At 70.7% G+C, this 16,449-nt stretch carries 12 protein-coding genes and 1 pseudogene; 8 read left to right on the top strand and 5 right to left on the bottom strand.

Annotation, left to right across the window (positions count from 1 at the left end; genetic code table 11):
• Positions 1 to 101: 101 nt before the first annotated feature.
• Positions 102 to 1,700: a bifunctional 3-(3-hydroxy-phenyl)propionate/3-hydroxycinnamic acid hydroxylase MhpA gene (gene mhpA / locus KHP12_RS45735; RefSeq protein ID WP_086879688.1), complete on the top strand. Its 1,599-nt coding sequence runs from the start codon at positions 102 to 104 to the stop codon at positions 1,698 to 1,700.
• 17 nt (positions 1,701 to 1,717) lie between these two features.
• Here the strand turns inward: mhpA and KHP12_RS45730 are convergent, their stop codons facing one another.
• Both KHP12_RS45730 and KHP12_RS45725 read right to left on the bottom strand, forming a co-directional pair.
• Positions 1,718 to 4,606 carry a helix-turn-helix transcriptional regulator gene (locus KHP12_RS45730; RefSeq protein WP_167442345.1) on the bottom strand — a complete coding sequence of 963 codons (2,889 nt, stop codon included), beginning with the start codon at positions 4,604 to 4,606 and terminating at the stop codon, positions 1,718 to 1,720.
• 601 nt (positions 4,607 to 5,207) lie between these two features.
• A complete protein-coding gene (locus tag KHP12_RS45725) occupies positions 5,208 to 5,837 on the bottom strand; it encodes a malonic semialdehyde reductase (protein ID WP_086879686.1) in 630 nt (209 codons plus the stop codon).
• Positions 5,838 to 6,072: 235 nt separating this feature from the next.
• On the opposite strand from KHP12_RS45725, the gene KHP12_RS45720 reads away from it, so the two are divergent.
• Positions 6,073 to 7,035 carry a zinc-dependent alcohol dehydrogenase gene (locus tag KHP12_RS45720; protein ID WP_086879685.1) on the top strand — a complete coding sequence of 321 codons (963 nt, stop codon included), beginning with the start codon at positions 6,073 to 6,075 and terminating at the stop codon, positions 7,033 to 7,035.
• A 30-nt stretch (positions 7,036 to 7,065) separates the two neighbouring features.
• Here the strand turns inward: KHP12_RS45720 and KHP12_RS45715 are convergent, their stop codons facing one another.
• Both KHP12_RS45715 and KHP12_RS45710 read right to left on the bottom strand, forming a co-directional pair.
• Positions 7,066 to 8,673, bottom strand: a complete 1,608-nt coding sequence (locus tag KHP12_RS45715) for an NHL repeat-containing protein (protein ID WP_086879684.1) — start codon at positions 8,671 to 8,673, stop codon at positions 7,066 to 7,068.
• Positions 8,674 to 8,708: 35 nt separating this feature from the next.
• Complete coding sequence (locus KHP12_RS45710; RefSeq protein ID WP_210608956.1) at positions 8,709 to 10,535, bottom strand: flavin-containing monooxygenase; 1,827 nt, start codon at positions 10,533 to 10,535, stop codon at positions 8,709 to 8,711.
• A gap of 225 nt (positions 10,536 to 10,760) precedes the next feature.
• Here KHP12_RS45710 and KHP12_RS45705 point away from each other — a divergent pair, with 225 nt between their 5' ends.
• From KHP12_RS45705 to KHP12_RS45685, 5 genes are all read left to right on the top strand, one after another.
• Positions 10,761 to 11,342 (top strand): TetR/AcrR family transcriptional regulator, encoded by a 582-nt coding sequence (locus KHP12_RS45705; protein WP_086886480.1) that lies wholly within the window; start codon positions 10,761 to 10,763, stop codon positions 11,340 to 11,342.
• 135 nt (positions 11,343 to 11,477) lie between these two features.
• On the top strand, positions 11,478 to 12,206 hold the full coding sequence (locus KHP12_RS45700) for a succinate dehydrogenase (RefSeq protein WP_078559621.1): 729 nt from the start codon (positions 11,478 to 11,480) through the stop codon (positions 12,204 to 12,206).
• Between the two features lie 2 nt (positions 12,207 to 12,208).
• Positions 12,209 to 14,176, top strand: a complete 1,968-nt coding sequence (locus KHP12_RS45695) for a fumarate reductase/succinate dehydrogenase flavoprotein subunit (protein WP_086886481.1) — start codon at positions 12,209 to 12,211, stop codon at positions 14,174 to 14,176.
• Complete coding sequence (locus tag KHP12_RS45690; protein ID WP_086886482.1) at positions 14,173 to 14,919, top strand: succinate dehydrogenase/fumarate reductase iron-sulfur subunit; 747 nt, start codon at positions 14,173 to 14,175, stop codon at positions 14,917 to 14,919. Before KHP12_RS45695 ends, KHP12_RS45690 begins: the two co-directional genes overlap by 4 nt.
• A gap of 186 nt (positions 14,920 to 15,105) precedes the next feature.
• On the top strand, positions 15,106 to 15,579 hold the full coding sequence (locus tag KHP12_RS45685; RefSeq protein ID WP_037962286.1) for an SRPBCC domain-containing protein: 474 nt from the start codon (positions 15,106 to 15,108) through the stop codon (positions 15,577 to 15,579).
• Positions 15,580 to 15,591: 12 nt separating this feature from the next.
• Here KHP12_RS45685 and KHP12_RS45680 read toward each other — a convergent pair whose 3' ends face one another.
• Positions 15,592 to 16,143 (bottom strand): TetR/AcrR family transcriptional regulator C-terminal domain-containing protein, encoded by a 552-nt coding sequence (locus KHP12_RS45680; RefSeq protein WP_210608957.1) that lies wholly within the window; start codon positions 16,141 to 16,143, stop codon positions 15,592 to 15,594.
• Positions 16,144 to 16,217: 74 nt separating this feature from the next.
• Here KHP12_RS45680 and KHP12_RS51965 point away from each other — a divergent pair.
• Positions 16,218 to 16,394, top strand: a pseudogene (locus KHP12_RS51965) (FAD-dependent oxidoreductase); the annotation flags it as partial.
• Between the last annotated feature and the right edge of the window lie 55 nt (positions 16,395 to 16,449).

Genomic DNA, 16,449 nt, shown 5'->3' with positions numbered 1-16,449 from the left:
CCCCCCTCATCCCCCCTTACTTCGTGATCACCAAACCCCCTTTGTCCCGGTCCGTTCGGCCGCCGCTGATAGCTTCGCGGCACCGGAGGAGGGAGGAGCGGATGTGCTCTGCGGGCTCTGGGCGGGGGCCGGACACGCCGGACGCGGATGTGCTCATCGTGGGCTACGGACCCATCGGTCAGGTGCTGTCCATCCTGCTGGCCACCCGGGGGTGGCGGGTGCTGGTCGTGGAGCGGTGGCAGAAGCCGTACACACTGCCGCGGGCGACCAGCTTCGACGGTGAGACGGCCAGGACCCTGGCATCGCTGGGGGTGGGCGGTTCATTCGCGGAGATCGGTCTGCCGGCCGACGCCTATGACTGGCGGAACGCCGAGGGCAGGTCCCTGCTGCGGGTCGAGCTGGCCGAGCGGGGGGCGCACGGCTGGCCGGAGACGACCACGATGCACCAGCCCGCGCTGGAGGCGGTGCTGTGCGCCCGCGCCGAGCGGCTGCCCAACCTGCGGGTACTGCGCGGTTACGAGGCGACGGGCCTGGTGGACAGCGGCACCGGGGTGGAGCTCACGGCGACGGATGCGGCGGGCGGGCGGCTGCGGTGCGGCGCCTCCTGGGTGGTCGGGTGCGATGGGGCGAACAGCTTCGTCCGCGACCACATCGGGGTGCGCCGGACGGATCTCGGCTTCTCCTTCGACTGGCTGCTGTGCGATGTGGTGCTCCACGAACCGCGGGTGTTCTCCCCGCTCAATGTGCAGCACTGCGATCCGGCCCGGCCGACGACGGCGGTGGGCAGCGGACCGGGGCGCCGGCGCTGGGAGTTCATGCGGCTGCCCGGGGAGAGCGTGGCCGAGCTGAACCGGGCGGAGACGGCCTGGCGGCTGCTGGAACGCTTCGATGTCACCCCGGAGAACGCCACCCTGCACCGGCACACCGTCTACAGCTTCCAGGCCGCGTGGGCGGACGAGTGGCGGCGGGGGCGGGTGCTGCTGGCCGGGGACGCCGCCCATCTGATGCCGCCCTTCACCGGTCAGGGCATGTGCGCGGGTATCCGGGACGTGCTCAATCTGTCCTGGAAGCTTGATCTGGTGCTGCGGGGCGCCGCCGGTGAGCCGCTGCTGGACACCTATCCGCGTGAGCGCGTCGACCATGTGCGGGAGGCCATCGACACCGCGGTACGGCTGGGCAGAGTGCTGTGTGTGACCGATGCCGCCACCGCCGCGAGCCGGGACGCCTCGCTGCTCGCGGGCGGCACCGACACCGGCCGGGGCGGGCAGCACGGCGTCGCGGGTCCACCGCTGCGGACCGGGCTGCTGTACACCGGGATCGGCACGGTGCCGGTGCCACCGGCCGGGGAGGTGATGCCCCAGGGCCGGGTGCGGCACGAGGGCGTGACCGGTCTGTTCGACGAGGTCGTGGGCACCGGTTTGGTGCTGCTGGGGTCGGCGGATCCGGCCGTGGCGCTGGAGGAGTCCCAGCTCACCTTCCTCACCGGACTCGGTACGCGTGTGGTGCACTTGGTGGCGGAGGGTGCCGAGGCGGCACCGGGCGCCGCCGTCGACGTCGACGAGGTGTATCTGCCGCTCATGAAGGCGGCGCGGGCGCGTTTCCTGCTGGTGCGCCCGGACCACCACATCTACGGCGCGGCCCGCACCTCCCGTGAACTCACCGCGCTGGTGGACCGGTTCAGGTCCGGGCTGTTGAGGTGACCGGATCGGGAAGACGGCTAGAGGAAGTGCGGCAGATCCTGCCGCCGCTTGACGTTGACTTTACGGAACACCCGGGTGAGGTGCTGCTCGACCGTGCTGGCGGTGATGTAGAGCTTGGCGGCGATCTCGCGGTTGGTGTAGCCCTTGGCCGCCAGTAGTGCGATCCTCCGCTCCTGTGTGGTGAGCGCGGACAGCCCGTCCTGGCGCTGATCCGCGGACATCGCGGCCTCGGGGTCGATGGGGTCGAGCGCGGCTTCCCGGCACAGGTGCTCGGCTCCGGTCTGCTTCGCCAGGTGCCAGGCGCGATGGGCCACCCGGCGGGCGTTGCGCTGGTCGCCGGTGTCCTTGAAGGCGATGCTGAGGTCGATCAGCGCACGGGCCAGCTCGTAGTCGTCGCCGCTGTCCTTGAGCATGTCGACGGCCTCGGTGAGCAGTTGCGGGCGGCGGGTGACCCGGCTGACCGCCGCCAGGGTGCGCAGGGACAACCCGCGGGCCCGCGAGGGCCCCGGGAGCAACCGGGCCATCTGCTCCCGTACCAGCCGCTTGGCCTGGTCCTGGTCGTCCTGTGCCAGCCATGCCTCGGCCGCGCTGGTGCGCCACGGGACCACGTCGGCGCCGGGTGGCTGCCAGGTCTCGGCGAATCTGCCGCAGGCCAGGAAGTCCGCGAGCGCGGCCTGGGGATGGTGGGTGGCCAGCCGGTAGTGGCCCCGGGCGTGCAGATAGTGCGCGCCGTGGCGGCTGTGCAGGGCCTGCTCGGGGATCGGCTGCGCCACATACTTCTCCGCCTGCTCCAGCCTGCCGGAGCGGGTGGCGGCCAGGATGGCGCAGCCCAGCACTCCGGCCAGGCCGACTCCCCAGCCCTTGGGCGGTACGAGGGCCATGGCGCGGGCCGCCAGGTCGTGCGCGGAGATCAGGTGCCCCTGCCGCAGATGGGCCTCGGCGCGGATGGCCAGGAACCTCCCCTGCCAGGCGACGGCCTGGTGGGCGGCGGCCGCGGTCTCGAGCTTCTCGCACCAGGCCAGGACCTCCTCCAGGCGGCCCGCGTACAGCAGCGCCCGCAGGGCGAGCGCCCCGGATTCGGCGTTCCACAGCGAGCCGTGGTCGAGGTGGAAGGTGCGCAGCAGCAGTTCGGCGCGGTGTGTCAGCTGCTCGTCGCGTCCGCGGGTCAGGTCCTCGGCCAGGGTGACCGCCGAGGGCAGCCATGGGTCGTGGCAGGGGGCCGCCTCCGGGGTGGCGGCGGCCACCGAGTGGGCCAGTTTCCGCAGCCCGGTGTGGAGGGGATACGCCATCGCCGCCCAGTTCGTCAGGGGGCGGATGTCCTCGGTTCCGGATCCGGCGCCCCGGTGGGCGCGGGTGCGCAGGGCGTCCAGCAGGGCGGTCAGCTCATCGAGCGCACCGGCCTCGGCCAGGCCCAGCACCAGTTCCGAGACCTCCCGGCGGTCCAGGTGGCCCGCGGTGAAGTCGCGTAGCTGGGGGTGGAGATGGCGGACGGCGACCTGCGGTTTCAGCTGCCATTCCAGCCTGCTGAGCCGGGCGCGGATGCGGGCCGCGGTGGGGTCGTCGGCCCGGGTGTGCTGGGCGAGGTCCAGGCATCTGAGCGCGGTGCTCACATCGCCGGTCGCCAGCGCCTCGTCGGAGGCCGTGATCAGCACCTCGGTGGCGCAGTCGACACCGGGGTCCCCGGCGCTCAGCAACTGCCCGGCCACCGTCAGCGCGGGTGCCCCGGCCTCGTGCAGCAGCTCGGCGGCCGCCCGGTGCAGTGCGGCCCGGCGGTCGGCGGGCATGTCGTCCAGTACGGCGGTGGCGGCCACCGGATGGCGGAACGCCTGGCCCTCGGTGAGCAGTCCGGCGCTGACCAGGGCGTGCAGGGCCCAGCCGGTCACCGTGGCATCCACCCTGGCCAGCCGGGCCACGTCCGCCACCGGCGCCGCACCGCCGAGCACGGCGAGGGCGCGCACCACGGACAGCATCGACGGCCGGGAGTGCGCCACGAGCTCGAGCAGCGCCCGCCCATAGCCTTCGGGATAGCAGGCGCCGCCCGCCTGCTGATCGATGATCAGGGCCTGCACGGCCAGCGGGTTGCCGCCGCTGATGCGATGGAGCTCCGCGGTGAGCCGGGGCGAGGCGGTGTGCGGGCCGAGCAGCCGGACGGCCAGGGCGTCGACTCCGCTGCGGCTCAGCGGCCGCACGGCGATCCGGTGGGCGTTGGGGCTCTGCGAGAGCAGCCCGGCCAGCAGGGGCGAACGCGGCCACCGCAGGGTGTGGTCATCGGTGAGGAGTACCAGGATGCGGGCGGAATGCAGCCAGGGGACGAGGCCGGCGAGGAAGTGCAGCGAGGGCGGGTCCAGGTAGTGGGCGTTGTCGACGCAGATCACCAAGGGGGTGGTCTCGGCCAGATGGGCCAGCTCCATGGTGAGCTTCTGGAAGACGTCGACGACCTGCGTCTCCCAGCCGCCCTCGGCTAACCGCCCGTCGATGACGGTGTGTGCGACCGCCGAGGCGAGCAGCGCGCGCACCCGGTCCCGGCTGGGCGGCGGAATCGTCATGCCGTGGAAGAGCTGCGTCACCACGCCGAACGGCAGTAGGTGCTCGCGGAGCGAGGCGGTGGCCCTGAGCACGCGGGCGCCGCCCGGTTCGAGGGACTCGAGGAACTCGTGCACCAGCCGGCTCTTGCCACTTCCCAGCGGCCCGTCCACGACGGCCAGCTGCCCCTTGCCCCTCGTGGCATCGGCGAGCAGCCGGTTCAGGCCCGCCAGGATGTCATCGCGCTCGACCACATCGGGGAGCGCCCCGCCGGGCGCGCGGTCCCCCTCGTTCTCCCGGTCCCCCTGGTCCCTCCGGAAACCGATCGCCGACCGACCGGCGCCGGCCGTGGAATCGTGGCATTCCAACAAGCTCACAGGCATCCCGCTTTCTGACATTCCTCCATGCGCGCGGCCGCTCATGGGGCGTGCCCGCGCGAAAGCGCATGACGAGCAGGCAGAACTCCTCAGTGGCACAGGTGCGTTGTCCACCCTTGATGCCCATGGCCTACCGCCAGGGGGAGAGAAATGGATCAGGGAAAGACGCGAGCCGGCCGGAGTCTTGTGTTTCAACAGCATGCGAACAGCGCGTGGTGGCTGTGACATGCACCGAGTAGGGGGGCGACATGCACCGAGTAGGGGGCACTTTCGGGTCCTATGCGTAGGTCCCGGCGCACCGCACTGTCAAGCGAGTGAGTTGTATATCACGAAACGATCACGCCGCGCTTTTCGGCCGATGCTACGTGGCCCTCGTCGCCATGGGAAGGCACCGTACGGGCGGTGTGGGCGAGGGGGTGGGGTCGGTGATGGGGCCGAAAGTCGACGGTGCTTGCTGGGTTCCGCGTACGGGGGGTCGGCGTGCCGCCGCTGGGCGAGACCGGCCTGTGCGGACGGGCTCCCCGCCCGGCGCGAAGGGGGATCAGGTCACCGCGGCTGAGGTGGCCTGATCCCATGGAGGTGGGCGCCTCACATCACTCCGCTGGTGTCAGACCAGCTGGACCGCCTGCTCGTACGAGGGGCGCGGCAGCCGGTCCCGGAAGGCTTCGGGGCTCGGGTAGCCGATGTTGACCAACAGGAGCGACCGCCACCGGCCATCGGGGAAGAACTCCTTGTCCACCGCCTCGGCGTTGAATCCCTTCATCGGCCCGGCCGCCAGCCCCGCCGCGCGGACGGCCAGTACGAAGTAGCCCGCCTGGAGTACCGCGTTGAAGTCCATGTGGGACTCGCGCAGTTCCTGGTTGGCCTCCAGCATCTGCTGTAACTGCGGGTTGGACGGCGCGAGGAACGGCACATACTCCGGGTAACGGGTGTCCGCGGCCAGCACCGCGGTGACCGGGGCCGAGGCGGTCTGCTCCTGATTGGGCTGCGCCACCCCCGGCAGCAGCCGCTGCTTTCCTTCCTCGGTGCGTACGTACAGAATGCGCAGCGGATTGATATTCGCCGACGTCGGGGCCCATTTGAACAGTTCGTAGATGGCCCGCAGACGGTCGTCGCCCACCGGCTTGTCGCTGAAGTCATAGGCCGTCTTGGCCTCGGTGAAGAGAAGTTCCCGCCCCTCGGGTGAGAGCGCGTACAGGGCCTGATCGATATCGGGGGCCAGGGTGCTGTCCGACATGACCGTTCCAACTCCTTACTCGGGTAGGGCGATTGCGCCCACAGCGTACGCGTACGAGGTGTGCGGTGGCCGGGGACTCGGTCAGGTGGGCCGGTCTCGCGGGCCAGGTGGTGTGGGGCAGGTGGTGTGGTCTACCGCCGCGCGGATCATGTGTGGCACGCTCTTGGCATGATGCCGACTGCGCGTCCCATCGGAAAGCAGGCGTTCCCTTGAGGGCCGCCCCTTGAGGGCCGCCGTGCTGACCGAGCCCGGCGCGCTGTCCGTGGTGTCCGTGCCGGAGCCGTCCTGCGGACCGGGGGATGTCCTGATCCGTATGCGGGGCACGGGGCTGTGCGGCTCCGATCTCGCGGTGCACACGGGACGCCGGCGGCCACCGAGTCTGCCCTGGATCCTGGGCCACGAGGGGACGGGGCGGATCGTCGAGCTGGGCCGTGAGGTCAGCGGTCCGCGCATCGGCCAGGACGTGGTCATCGAGCCGGACTACTGCTGTCTGACGTGCGAACCCTGCCGCGCCGGGCGGACGTCGGCCTGTGCGGGACGGGCCGCCGTGGGACTGACCGTGCCCGGTCTGCTGAGTGACTACGTGGTCGCCCCGGCCGCGTTCGTATGGCCGGTCGCCGCGCATCTGCCCCTCGAGGACCTGGTCTGTGTGGAACCCGCGACGGTGGCACGGGCCGCGATGCGGCGGTCGGGGATCGCACCGGGGCAGAGCTGCCTGGTGATCGGGGCCGGTTCCCAGGGGCTGCTGCTGTGCCAGGCGCTGGTCGGCCACGGGGTGACGGTGTTCGTCCAGGAGCCCAACAAGGCCCGGCTCGACCGCGCGCGCTCCCTCGGCGCCACGCCCCTGCCGCCGGACGTGGACGAACTCCCCTGTCTCTTCGAGACCTCCGGAGCCCCCGGCGTCGTCGAGCAGGGGCTGCGACGGCTCGCCAAACACGGCACCGCCGTACTGATCGGGATGAACACCGCCCCGCTCGGGGTCTCGCCGCGCGATCTGGTGGCAGGCCAGATCACCCTCATCGGGAGCATGATCTACGACCACCCGGTGGACTTCGCACAGACCGTCAGCGCCCTGGAGTCCCCGACCCCACCCCGGCTCGGCGCGGTGGTCAGCGACGGTTACCCCCTCGACGACGTCCAGGAGGCATTCACCGCGGCGTACACCGCGTCGGGAAAGGTGTGGGTCGATCTGTCCTGAGGCGCCCGAGCGGCGGCCGGACCGGCCGGCTCACCCGGCAGGCGCGTCCAGGCGCAGTACACTCCCCTCCCCGTTGGCCGATACGAGGAGGGCCCCGTCCGGTGCGACGGCGAGCCCGGCGAACTGGCGCGGACGGCCGGGGACTCCGGGAATCGGGTCGGGTTCGGTGCGCGTGATCCCGGGCGGCAGGCCGACCGCCAGATCCTCGGCGTCGATCCTGCTGTCGCCCGTGGCGAGCGAGATCGCCCGCAGCCGCCGGTGCGCGACCTCCACCGTGAACAGCTCGTCGCCACGCACGGCCAGCCCCTGCGGTTCGCCGAGCCCGTCCGCCACGACCACGGCCTCGCCGTCCTCCAGCCGGAGCACCGCACCACGCCGGTCGTCGCTCACGTAGCAGCGCCCTTGGCCGTCGAAGGCGATGTCCAAGGGGTGGCCGAGTCCCTCGGCGAGCACGCTGACCGTGTCGGTGTCATCGATGCGCAGGATGCGGCCGGTAGCGGTCTCGGCGACCACGAGGGCGCCGTCCGGCGCTACGGCGATTCCGGTGGGCTGGTCCAGCCCGGTCGCGCGCACCCGCGTGGTCATGCTCACCGGGTCGTGGGTGCGTACATCGCCGAGTTGTGAGGTGAGGTGCAACAGCCCGTCGGCGGCGGTGACGTTGTGCACGGCGTACATCAGCTCATGGGTGGTGACACCGGGCTCCTGCCCGTCATGGCCGGTGGCATCGGGGCTCGCCAGCCGGAAATGGTCGGCCGCGTACACCGTGCCACCGAGGTCGACCGTGATGCCGAAGGGTCCGTCGAACCCCTGCGGGACCACCACCCGGGTCCGGCCGTCGGTGTGCACCTCCGCGATCCCGCCGCTGGCGAAGCTGGACACGAACATGCGGTTCTCGTGGTCGAACGCGGCGTTGTCCAGCCCCACGACGCCGGTGGCGACGACCGACCGGGCCCCGGTGTCGAGATCGATACGGGTCACCAGCCCGGCCCTGCCACGGGACAGGACGACGAGGACGCCACCCCGGTCGAACCGCACCGCGACCGGGTCGTCCACCTCCTCGGCCACCAGCTCGGGCACCCCGCCGTCGGGCGGGATCCGCCAGACCTGGTCGCGCATCATCTGCGGGTAGTACAGACAGCCGTCCGGGCCGAGTTGCATCGCGTTGCCCAGGGCGAGGCCGTCGGTCAGCACCGCAGGGTCGCCGCCGTCCGGGAAGAGCTCCATCAGCCGGCCGTTCATCCTCATCTCGTTGACGAAGAGGCGGTCGCCGACGCAGGTGATGCCGTTGGGCACCGACACCTGGTCGGAGACGAGCGTGTACTCGCCCTCGGAGCCGCGCCGCCACACCCGGCCGGGGGTCAGATCGGCGATGTACATCGAGCCGTCCGCCCCGAAGGCCAGATCGTCCGGGGCCTCCACCGGACCGTCGAGCGGCACCACCACCTCGATGTCACCCGAGGCCGGGTCCACGGCGCTGATCTGCCCGGCGAGGAACTGCGCCACGTACAGCCGCCCGTCGGGGCCGAAGGTGACGCCGTTGGAACCCCACAGCCGGTTCGCCCGGGTGAGTCGTCGCACCTCCAGGCGGTCGCTCGTGGCCTGCGTACGGCCGGTGTCGTCGAACCGGCTGGGGTGCATCGTCGCTCCTTGTAGGTAAGTGGCACACATCGGCGTCAGGGGACCAGGACGTCGTCCATGCCGCCGTCCGCGCGCCAGCGCCTGAGCAGTTCATGGAAGGCGATGGGCCCGTCGCCGAAGGACTCGCTGCGCTCCCTCGGCATGCCCTCGTTGTTGTAGTAGCCCGGGGTGCACTCGGCATGGAAGGCGTACAGGTCCGCCGCCTTCTCACGGATGGTGGCGCGCCACGCCGACTCGGCCTCGGCGGTCGGCTCGACATAGCGGGCCCCGCGCTTGCGCGCCTCCGCGAGCACCTCGGCGACATGAGTCGCCTGCTCATCGAGGATGTGCACATAGTTGACGGAGCTGGCGTTCTGTAGCGGGCCGAGCTGGAAGAGGTTGGGGAAGCCGTGGCTGTAGAAGCCGTGCAGTGTCTTCGGGCCGCCGCTCCAGGCTTCGGTCAGGGTGACACCGCCCCGGCCGTGCACCGGGAGGAGTCCGGAGGTGACCCCGGAGACACCGACCTCGAAGCCGGTGGCGAAGATGACGCAGTCGACCTCGTACTCGGTCCCGCCGACCACGACCGCCTTCTCGGTGATGCGCTCGACTCCCCCGTGGTCGGCGGTGTCCACCAGCGTGACATTGGGCCGGTTGAAGGTGTCCAGATAGGTGTCGCTGAACGTGGGGCGCTTGCACATATAGCGGTACCAGGGCTTGAGGGCCTCGGCCGTCGCCGTGTTCTCGACGATGGAGTCCACCCGGTCGCGGATCCCGTTCATCTTCTGGAAGTCGGCGAGCTCGTAGAGGCGTTCGCGCTCCTGGGGCGGGAGGTCGGCGTAGCTGTCGGTCGGGATGAGCTTCTGCTGCAACCGCGCGGTGCTCGTCCAGCCGTCGCCCACCAGGTCCTCGTCCGCCTGGCCACCGGTGACGACGGCGAGGAAGTTGTCCCTGCGGCGCCGCTGCCAGCCGGGTGTGAGCGACGCGGCCCAGCCCTCATCGGTGGGGCGGTTGCCGCGCACATCGACCGAGGACGGCGTGCGCTGGAACACATACAGCTGCTCGGCGTCACGCCCCAGATGTGGCACGACCTGGATGGCGGTCGCGCCGGTGCCGATGAGGGCCACGCGCTTGTCGGCCAGTTTGCGCAGACCACCGCTCGCGTCGCCGCCGGTGTAGTCGTAGTCCCAGCGGCTCGTGTGGAACGTATGCCCCTGGAAGGTCTCGATCCCGGGGATGCCGGGGAGTTTGGCCCGGCTGAGTGTTCCGCTGGAGATGACCACATAGCGCGCCCGGATGCGGTCGTCCCGGTCGGTGTGCACGGTCCACGCCAACTCGCTGTCATCCCAGCGGAGTTCGGTCACCTGGGTCTGGAAGTGGACATCGCGGTAGAGGTCGAAGTGACGTCCGATCGCCCGTGCGTGCTGCCTGATCTCCTCGCCGGGCGCATAGCGCCACCGCGGTACGTAGCCGACCTCCTCGAGCAGGGGCATATAGACGTAGGACTCGATGTCGCACTGGACACCTGGATAGCGGTTCCAGTACCAGGTCCCGCCGAAGTCCCCGCCCTGCTCGATCACGCGGATCTCCCGCACACCGGCCTGCCGCAGCCGCGCACCGGCGAGCAGACCGCCGAATCCGCCCCCGATGATCAGCACCTCGACCCGGTCGTGCAGCGGCTCCCGGGTGAACCCCGGCTCCACGTAAGGGTCTTGTGCGTACGAGCCGAACTCCCCGGCCATGCGCCGGTATTGCTTGTTGCCGTCGGGGCGGATCCGGCGGTCGCGCTCGGCCCGGTACTTCGTCCGTAAGGCGTCCGGGTCGAATCCCAGCTCCTCGGTGTCCATGGAGGTGGTGGCGGTGGGCGGGCGTTGGGGGGTGGGCATAGGGCGTCCTCGGGCCTCTGGCGTCGGAAGGTGTGCGGGGCTCGGATGCCGTCCGGAGCTCGGATGCCATCCGGGGTGGCGTTGACCGGCGGCTGATCGGTCGGCGACTGACCGTCCGGCGACGGCGACTGATCGGCGGCGCGGGCTCAGCCTCACAGAAACGTTCCCAGTGCGCAAGATTGCCCAACGGGAAGGAATCGGCCTTCTCCCTTATGCTCAGCGGCGATGACTACCGGTCTGCGTGAGCGCAAGAAGGCGGCGACCCGCCAATCACTCCACGACGCCGCCGTGCTCCTCGCCGCCGAGCACGGCGTCGAGAGCCTCACGGTGGAGGCCATCGCCGATGCCGCCACCGTCTCCCGGCGCACCTTCTCCAACTACTTCGCCAGCAAGGAGCAGGCACTGCTGCACCACGACCGGGCGCGCACGGTCCGGCTGGTCGAGCTCATCCGCGCCCGCCCGGCCCGGGAATCCCTGATGGCGGCGGTCATCGGCGCCGCCGAGCAGCACTGCACCGAGTTCGCGGCCGACCCGGAGCAGGAGGAGCGCTACCGGACCCTGCGCCTGCACCCGGCGCTGCTGCCCGAGCTGGTCGCCACCTACGCCGCCGCCGAACGCGACCTCGCCGTGGCCGTCGAGGAACGCCTCCCCGCCGGACCGGACACTCCCCTGCGGGCCCAGATCCTCGCCGCGACCCTCCTCGCCGCCTTCCGCGTCGTCGGGCAGACGGCTCTCGAGCGCCACGAGCGCGACGTCGTGGACCTCCTCCGGCAGGCGCTCACCATCACCCGCGAGGGCTTCCGCTGACCGGTTTTCCCTGGCCGCGCGGGCGACAACGGCAAGCATGGCCGGATCCGAGCGGCCTTCGATAGGCATTGCCTATCGAGATGATCAGCATCATATCTTGGCCCTTTTGACCCGCCCGGCTCTACCGTCGTGTTCATGGCATTGACAACGCGGCCGGAGCAGCGTCCGACGCGGGCGGAGCGGCGGCCGTCCATGGCGCTCAATTTCTGGCAATCGACCCTCGGCAAGAAGATCGTCATGGGCGTGACCGGTCTGATCATGATCGGCTATCTCTGCGCCCACCTGCTGGGGAACATGAAGATCTTCTTCGGCCCCGGGGAGTTCAACGCCTACGGACACTGGCTGCGGGTCATGGGAGCCCCCGTTCTGCACCATGAGTGGGGCCTGTGGATCGCCCGGCTCGTCCTCCTGGCCGCGGTGGTCCTGCACGCCGTGTCCGCCTACCAGCTGAGTCGGCGCGACATCAAGGCCCGCCCGCAGAAGTACGTCCACACCAAGCCACGGATGAGCTATGCCACCCGGACCATGCGCTGGGGCGGGGTGATCCTGGGCCTGTTCATCGTCTGGCACATCCTGGACCTCACCACCGGCACCACGCACTCCGGCGGATTCCAGGAGGGCCATCCGTACCAGAACGTGGTGGACACCTTCTCCACCTGGTACGGGAACGTCATCTACATCGTGGCGATGCTGGCCATGGGCATGCACGTCCGGCACGGCTTCTGGAGCGCCGCACAGACCCTCGGCGCGGGCAACCACACCCGTGACCGTGCCCTCAAGGCCATCGCCAACGCCCTGGCCGTCGTTCTCACCGCCGGGTTCATCTCCATACCCGTCGGTGTCATGACCGGAGTGGTGAGCTGACCATGACCTCGTACAGCGAGTACAGCGAATACACCGAGTACACCGTCGGCGAGCCGATCCAGGACGAGCGCGCCCCCTCGAGGCCGGTCAACGAGCGCTGGGACACCCGCCGCTTCGAGGCCAAGCTGGTCAACCCCGCCAACCGCCGCAAGCACACCATCATCGTGGTGGGCACCGGGCTGGCCGGTGGCGCCGCCGGCGCCACCCTGGCCGAGCAGGGCTACCACGTGGTCCAGTTCTGCTACCAGGACTCGCCGCGCCGGGCCCACTCCATCGCCGCCCAGGGCGGGATCAACGCGGCGAAGAACTACCGCAACGACGGCGACTCGATCCACCGGCTGTTCTACGACACCGTCAAGGGCGGCGACTTCCGCGCCCGCGAGTCCAATGTCCACCGCCTGGCGCAGATCTCGGTGGAGATCATCGACCAGTGTGTGGCCCAGGGCGTGCCCTTCGCCCGGGAGTACGGCGGTCTGCTGGACACCCGCTCCTTCGGCGGTGTGCAGGTCTCCCGCACCTTCTACGCCCGCGGCCAGACGGGCCAGCAGCTGCTGCTCGGCGCCTACCAGGCGCTGTCCCGCCAGATCGCGGCGGGCAATGTGGAGATGCACGCCCGCACCGAGATGCTGGACCTGATCGTGGTCGACGGGCGGGCGCGCGGCATCGTCGCCCGCGATCTGGTGACCGGCAAGATCTCCACGTACTTCGCCGACGCGGTGGTGCTGGCCAGCGGTGGCTACGGCAACGTCTTCTACCTGTCGACGAACGCCATGAACTCCAACGCGACCGCCGTCTGGCGGGCGCACCGGCGCGGCGCGTACTTCGCCAACCCCTGCTTCACCCAGATCCACCCGACCTGCATCCCGCGCTCCGGGGACCACCAGTCGAAGCTGACCCTGATGAGCGAGTCGCTGCGCAACGACGGCCGGATCTGGGTGCCCAAGGCGAAGGGCGACACCCGTCCGGCGGCCGAGATCCCCGAGGACGAGCGCGACTACTACCTGGAGCGGATCTATCCGTCGTTCGGCAATCTGGTGCCGCGCGACATCGCCTCCCGCGCCGCGAAGAACGTCTGCGACGAGGGCCGTGGCGTCGGCCCCGGTGGCCAGGGCGTGTATCTGGACTTCGCCGACGCCATCGCCCGGATGGGGCGCAAGGCGGTCGAGGAGAAGTACGGCAACCTCTTCGACATGTACGAGCGGATCACGGCGGAGAACCCGTACGAGGTCCCGATGCGCATCTACCCCGCGATCCACTACACGATGGGCGGGCTGTGGGTCGACTACGACCTCCAGACCACCGTGCCGGGGCTGTTCGCGATCGGCGAGGCCAACTTCTCCGACCACGGCGCCAACCGGCTCGGCGCCTCCGCGCTGATGCAGGGCCTGGCCGACGGCTACTTCGTCCTGCCGTCGACCATCAACGACTATCTGGCCCGCAACCCGCACAAGGACGAGGTCGACGCCTCGCACCCGGCGGCCGTCGAGGCCGTGCGCGAGACCGAGGACCGGCTGGCCCGGCTGCTGGCCGTGGACGGCGACCGCACCCCCGACTCCTTCCACCGCGAGATCGGCGAGCTGGTCTGGGAGTTCTGCGGCATGGCCCGCACCGACGAGGGGCTGCGCAAGGCGCTGGACCGCATCCCGCAGATCCGCGAGGAGTTCTGGCGGCGGCTCAAGGTGCCGGGCACCGGTGAGGAGTTCAACCAGTCGCTGGAGAAGGCCAACCGGATCGTGGACTATCTGGAGCTGGCCGAGCTGATGTGCCTGGACGCCCTGCACCGGGCCGAGTCCTGCGGCGGCCACTTCCGCGAGGAGTCCCAGACCCCCGACGGTGAGGCAGCCCGCCGGGACGAGGAGTTCTCCTACGCGGCGGCCTGGGAGTTCACCGACACCGGCGCCGCCCCCGTGCTCCACAAGGAGCAGCTGACCTTCGAGTACGTCCACCCCACTCAGCGGAGCTACGCATGAAGCTCACCCTGCGCGTCTGGCGCCAGAAGAACCCCGACACCCCCGGCGCCATGGCCACCTACGAGCTCGACGGCGTCTCCCAGGACATGTCCTTCCTCGAGATGCTCGACGTCCTCAACGAGGAGCTCATCGTCAAGGGCGATGAGCCGGTGGCCTTCGACCACGACTGCCGTGAGGGCATCTGCGGTGCGTGCAGCCTGGTGATCAACGGTGACGCCCACGGTCCGGAGCGCACCACCACCTGCCAGCTCCATATGCGGTCCTTCCAGGACGGCGACACCATCGACATCGAGCCGTGGCGCGCCTCCGCCTTCCCGGTCATCAAGGACCTGGTGGTGGACCGCTCCGCGTTCGACCGGGTGATCCAGGCCGGTGGCTACATCACCGCCCCCACCGGGGCCGCGCCGGAGGCACACGCCACTCCGGTGCCCAAGGCGGACGCGGACTACGCGTTCGAGCACGCCGAGTGCATCGGCTGCGGCGCCTGCGTGGCGGCCTGCCCCAACGGCGCTGCGATGCTGTTCACCTCGGCCAAGGTCAACCACCTCAATGTGCTGCCCCAGGGCTCTCCGGAGCGGGAGACCCGGGTGCTGGACATGGTGGCCCAGATGGACGCCGAGGGCTTCGGCGGCTGCACCCTCACCGGTGAGTGCGCCACGGCCTGCCCCAAGGGCATCCCGCTGTTCTCCATCACCGCGATGAACAAGGAGTGGCTGCGGGCGACCCGCAAGGTCAAGCGCTGACCCGCAAGGTCAAGGGCTGACCCCACTCCCCCAGAACGGCACCCCTCGACAACGCTCCGTGGATGGGGTGTCCAGGCGGCGGAGGTCTTTCCGGACGCTAGACCTCCGCCGCCGCCCGCACATCCGGGGCGGTGGCTCCGGTGCCAGGGGATCACATACCCGCCACCGGGCCGCTAGGTTGAGCGCATGTACACCATGCGACTCTCCCGCCGGGTGAACGCCCCGCGCTCCGCCGTCTACCGGGCGCTCCTCGACGCGAGCGCCGTCGCGGCCTGGCGGGTGCCCGAGGGCATGACCAGCCGGGTGCACGAGTTCGACCCCCGCGAAGGGGGCACCTTCCGTATCTCCCTCGTCTACGACGACCCGGCGAGCGCCGGCAAGTCGGGCGGCCATACGGACACCTACCACGGCCGCTTCACCCGGCTGGTGCCGGACGAGCAGGTGGTCGAGGTGCTCGAGTTCGAGACCGCGGATCCCGCCCTGCGCTCCACGATGACGATGACGACCACGCTCACCGACGCGGAGGGCGGCGGCACGGACGTCCACCTCCTGCACGAGGGGATCCCCGACGCCGTACCGGCCGCCGACAACGAGCTGGGGCAGCGTATGGCCCTGGACAAGCTGGCCGAGCTGGTCGAGACGGGCCGGGCGCCTCGGTAAGAGGTCCCGCGGCTACCGCCGGTCGCGCTCGAAGAACGCCTGGGCCAGACCGTCGAGCACATGGCCCAGGCGGCGGTCGAAGGCGTCCCGCGGATCGGTGGGCCGGGGTGCCTCCCGCAGGGCACGTGTGGAGAGCGGGTACTCGCCGCTCTCGGCGGCCTTGTCCAAGAACGACGGCCCGGGCGCTCCGGTCTCGCTCTCGTCGGCTCGGCGCTGTCGGGCCTCGTGCCGGCGGGCCTCGGCGAAGGCATGCCCCTGGACGAACGCGAGCAGGGTCCGCCAGGCGTGAGGCATGTCTCCGGTGTCCAGCCCATGGCCGTCCAGGAGGGCCAGGGTGGACTCCGTCATCGCCAGCGTGCCCGGTCCGAAGTCCTCGGCGTTGAGGGCGTGTCGGGCCAGCCAAGGGTGGCGCAGGGTCACCTGGCGGATTCGGTAGGCCGCTTCGGTGAGATCGGCACGCCAGTCGCCGGTCGGGGGCGGGGCGGTGGCCTCGGCGCTGACCCGGTCGACCATGAGGGTGATCGGGTCGTCGTCACGGCTGTCGACACAGCGGTAGAGAGACATGGCGCCCGCGCCGATGTGCTCGGCGACGCGTGCCCTCCACGGCCCCGCACCGCCCCGACCCCCGGAGCGCCACCATGGACAACACCACCGCCCCCGCCCCCGACTGTGATGTGCTGGTCGTGGGCGCCGGTCCGACCGGCCTCACCGCCGCCTGCGAACTCGCCCGACGCGGCGTCAGCGTCCGCGTCGTCGACAAGGCCACCGCCCCCTTCAACGGCTCACGCGGCAAGGGTCTGCAACCACGCACCCTGGAAGTCCTGGACAACCTCGGGGTGGCCTGGCGCCTGATCGCCCTCGGCCGCTTCC

This window comes from Streptomyces asiaticus, assembly GCF_018138715.1.
In the GTDB taxonomy this organism is placed as follows: Bacteria; Actinomycetota; Actinomycetes; order Streptomycetales; family Streptomycetaceae; genus Streptomyces; species Streptomyces asiaticus.
This window is presented reverse-complemented; position numbering and strand designations above follow the sequence as displayed.

Coding starts and splice junctions, on each gene's coding strand:
- mhpA (WP_086879688.1), top strand. CDS start 102: ATGTGCTCTGCGGGCTCTGGGCGGGGGCCGGACACGCCGGACGCGGAT.
- KHP12_RS45730 (WP_167442345.1), bottom strand. CDS start 4,606: ATGCCTGTGAGCTTGTTGGAATGCCACGATTCCACGGCCGGCGCCGGT.
- KHP12_RS45725 (WP_086879686.1), bottom strand. CDS start 5,837: ATGTCGGACAGCACCCTGGCCCCCGATATCGATCAGGCCCTGTACGCG.
- KHP12_RS45715 (WP_086879684.1), bottom strand. CDS start 8,673: ATGCACCCCAGCCGGTTCGACGACACCGGCCGTACGCAGGCCACGAGC.
- KHP12_RS45710 (WP_210608956.1), bottom strand. CDS start 10,535: ATGCCCACCCCCCAACGCCCGCCCACCGCCACCACCTCCATGGACACC.
- KHP12_RS45705 (WP_086886480.1), top strand. CDS start 10,761: ATGACTACCGGTCTGCGTGAGCGCAAGAAGGCGGCGACCCGCCAATCA.
- KHP12_RS45700 (WP_078559621.1), top strand. CDS start 11,478: ATGGCATTGACAACGCGGCCGGAGCAGCGTCCGACGCGGGCGGAGCGG.
- KHP12_RS45695 (WP_086886481.1), top strand. CDS start 12,209: ATGACCTCGTACAGCGAGTACAGCGAATACACCGAGTACACCGTCGGC.
- KHP12_RS45690 (WP_086886482.1), top strand. CDS start 14,173: ATGAAGCTCACCCTGCGCGTCTGGCGCCAGAAGAACCCCGACACCCCC.
- KHP12_RS45685 (WP_037962286.1), top strand. CDS start 15,106: ATGTACACCATGCGACTCTCCCGCCGGGTGAACGCCCCGCGCTCCGCC.
- KHP12_RS45680 (WP_210608957.1), bottom strand. CDS start 16,143: ATGTCTCTCTACCGCTGTGTCGACAGCCGTGACGACGACCCGATCACC.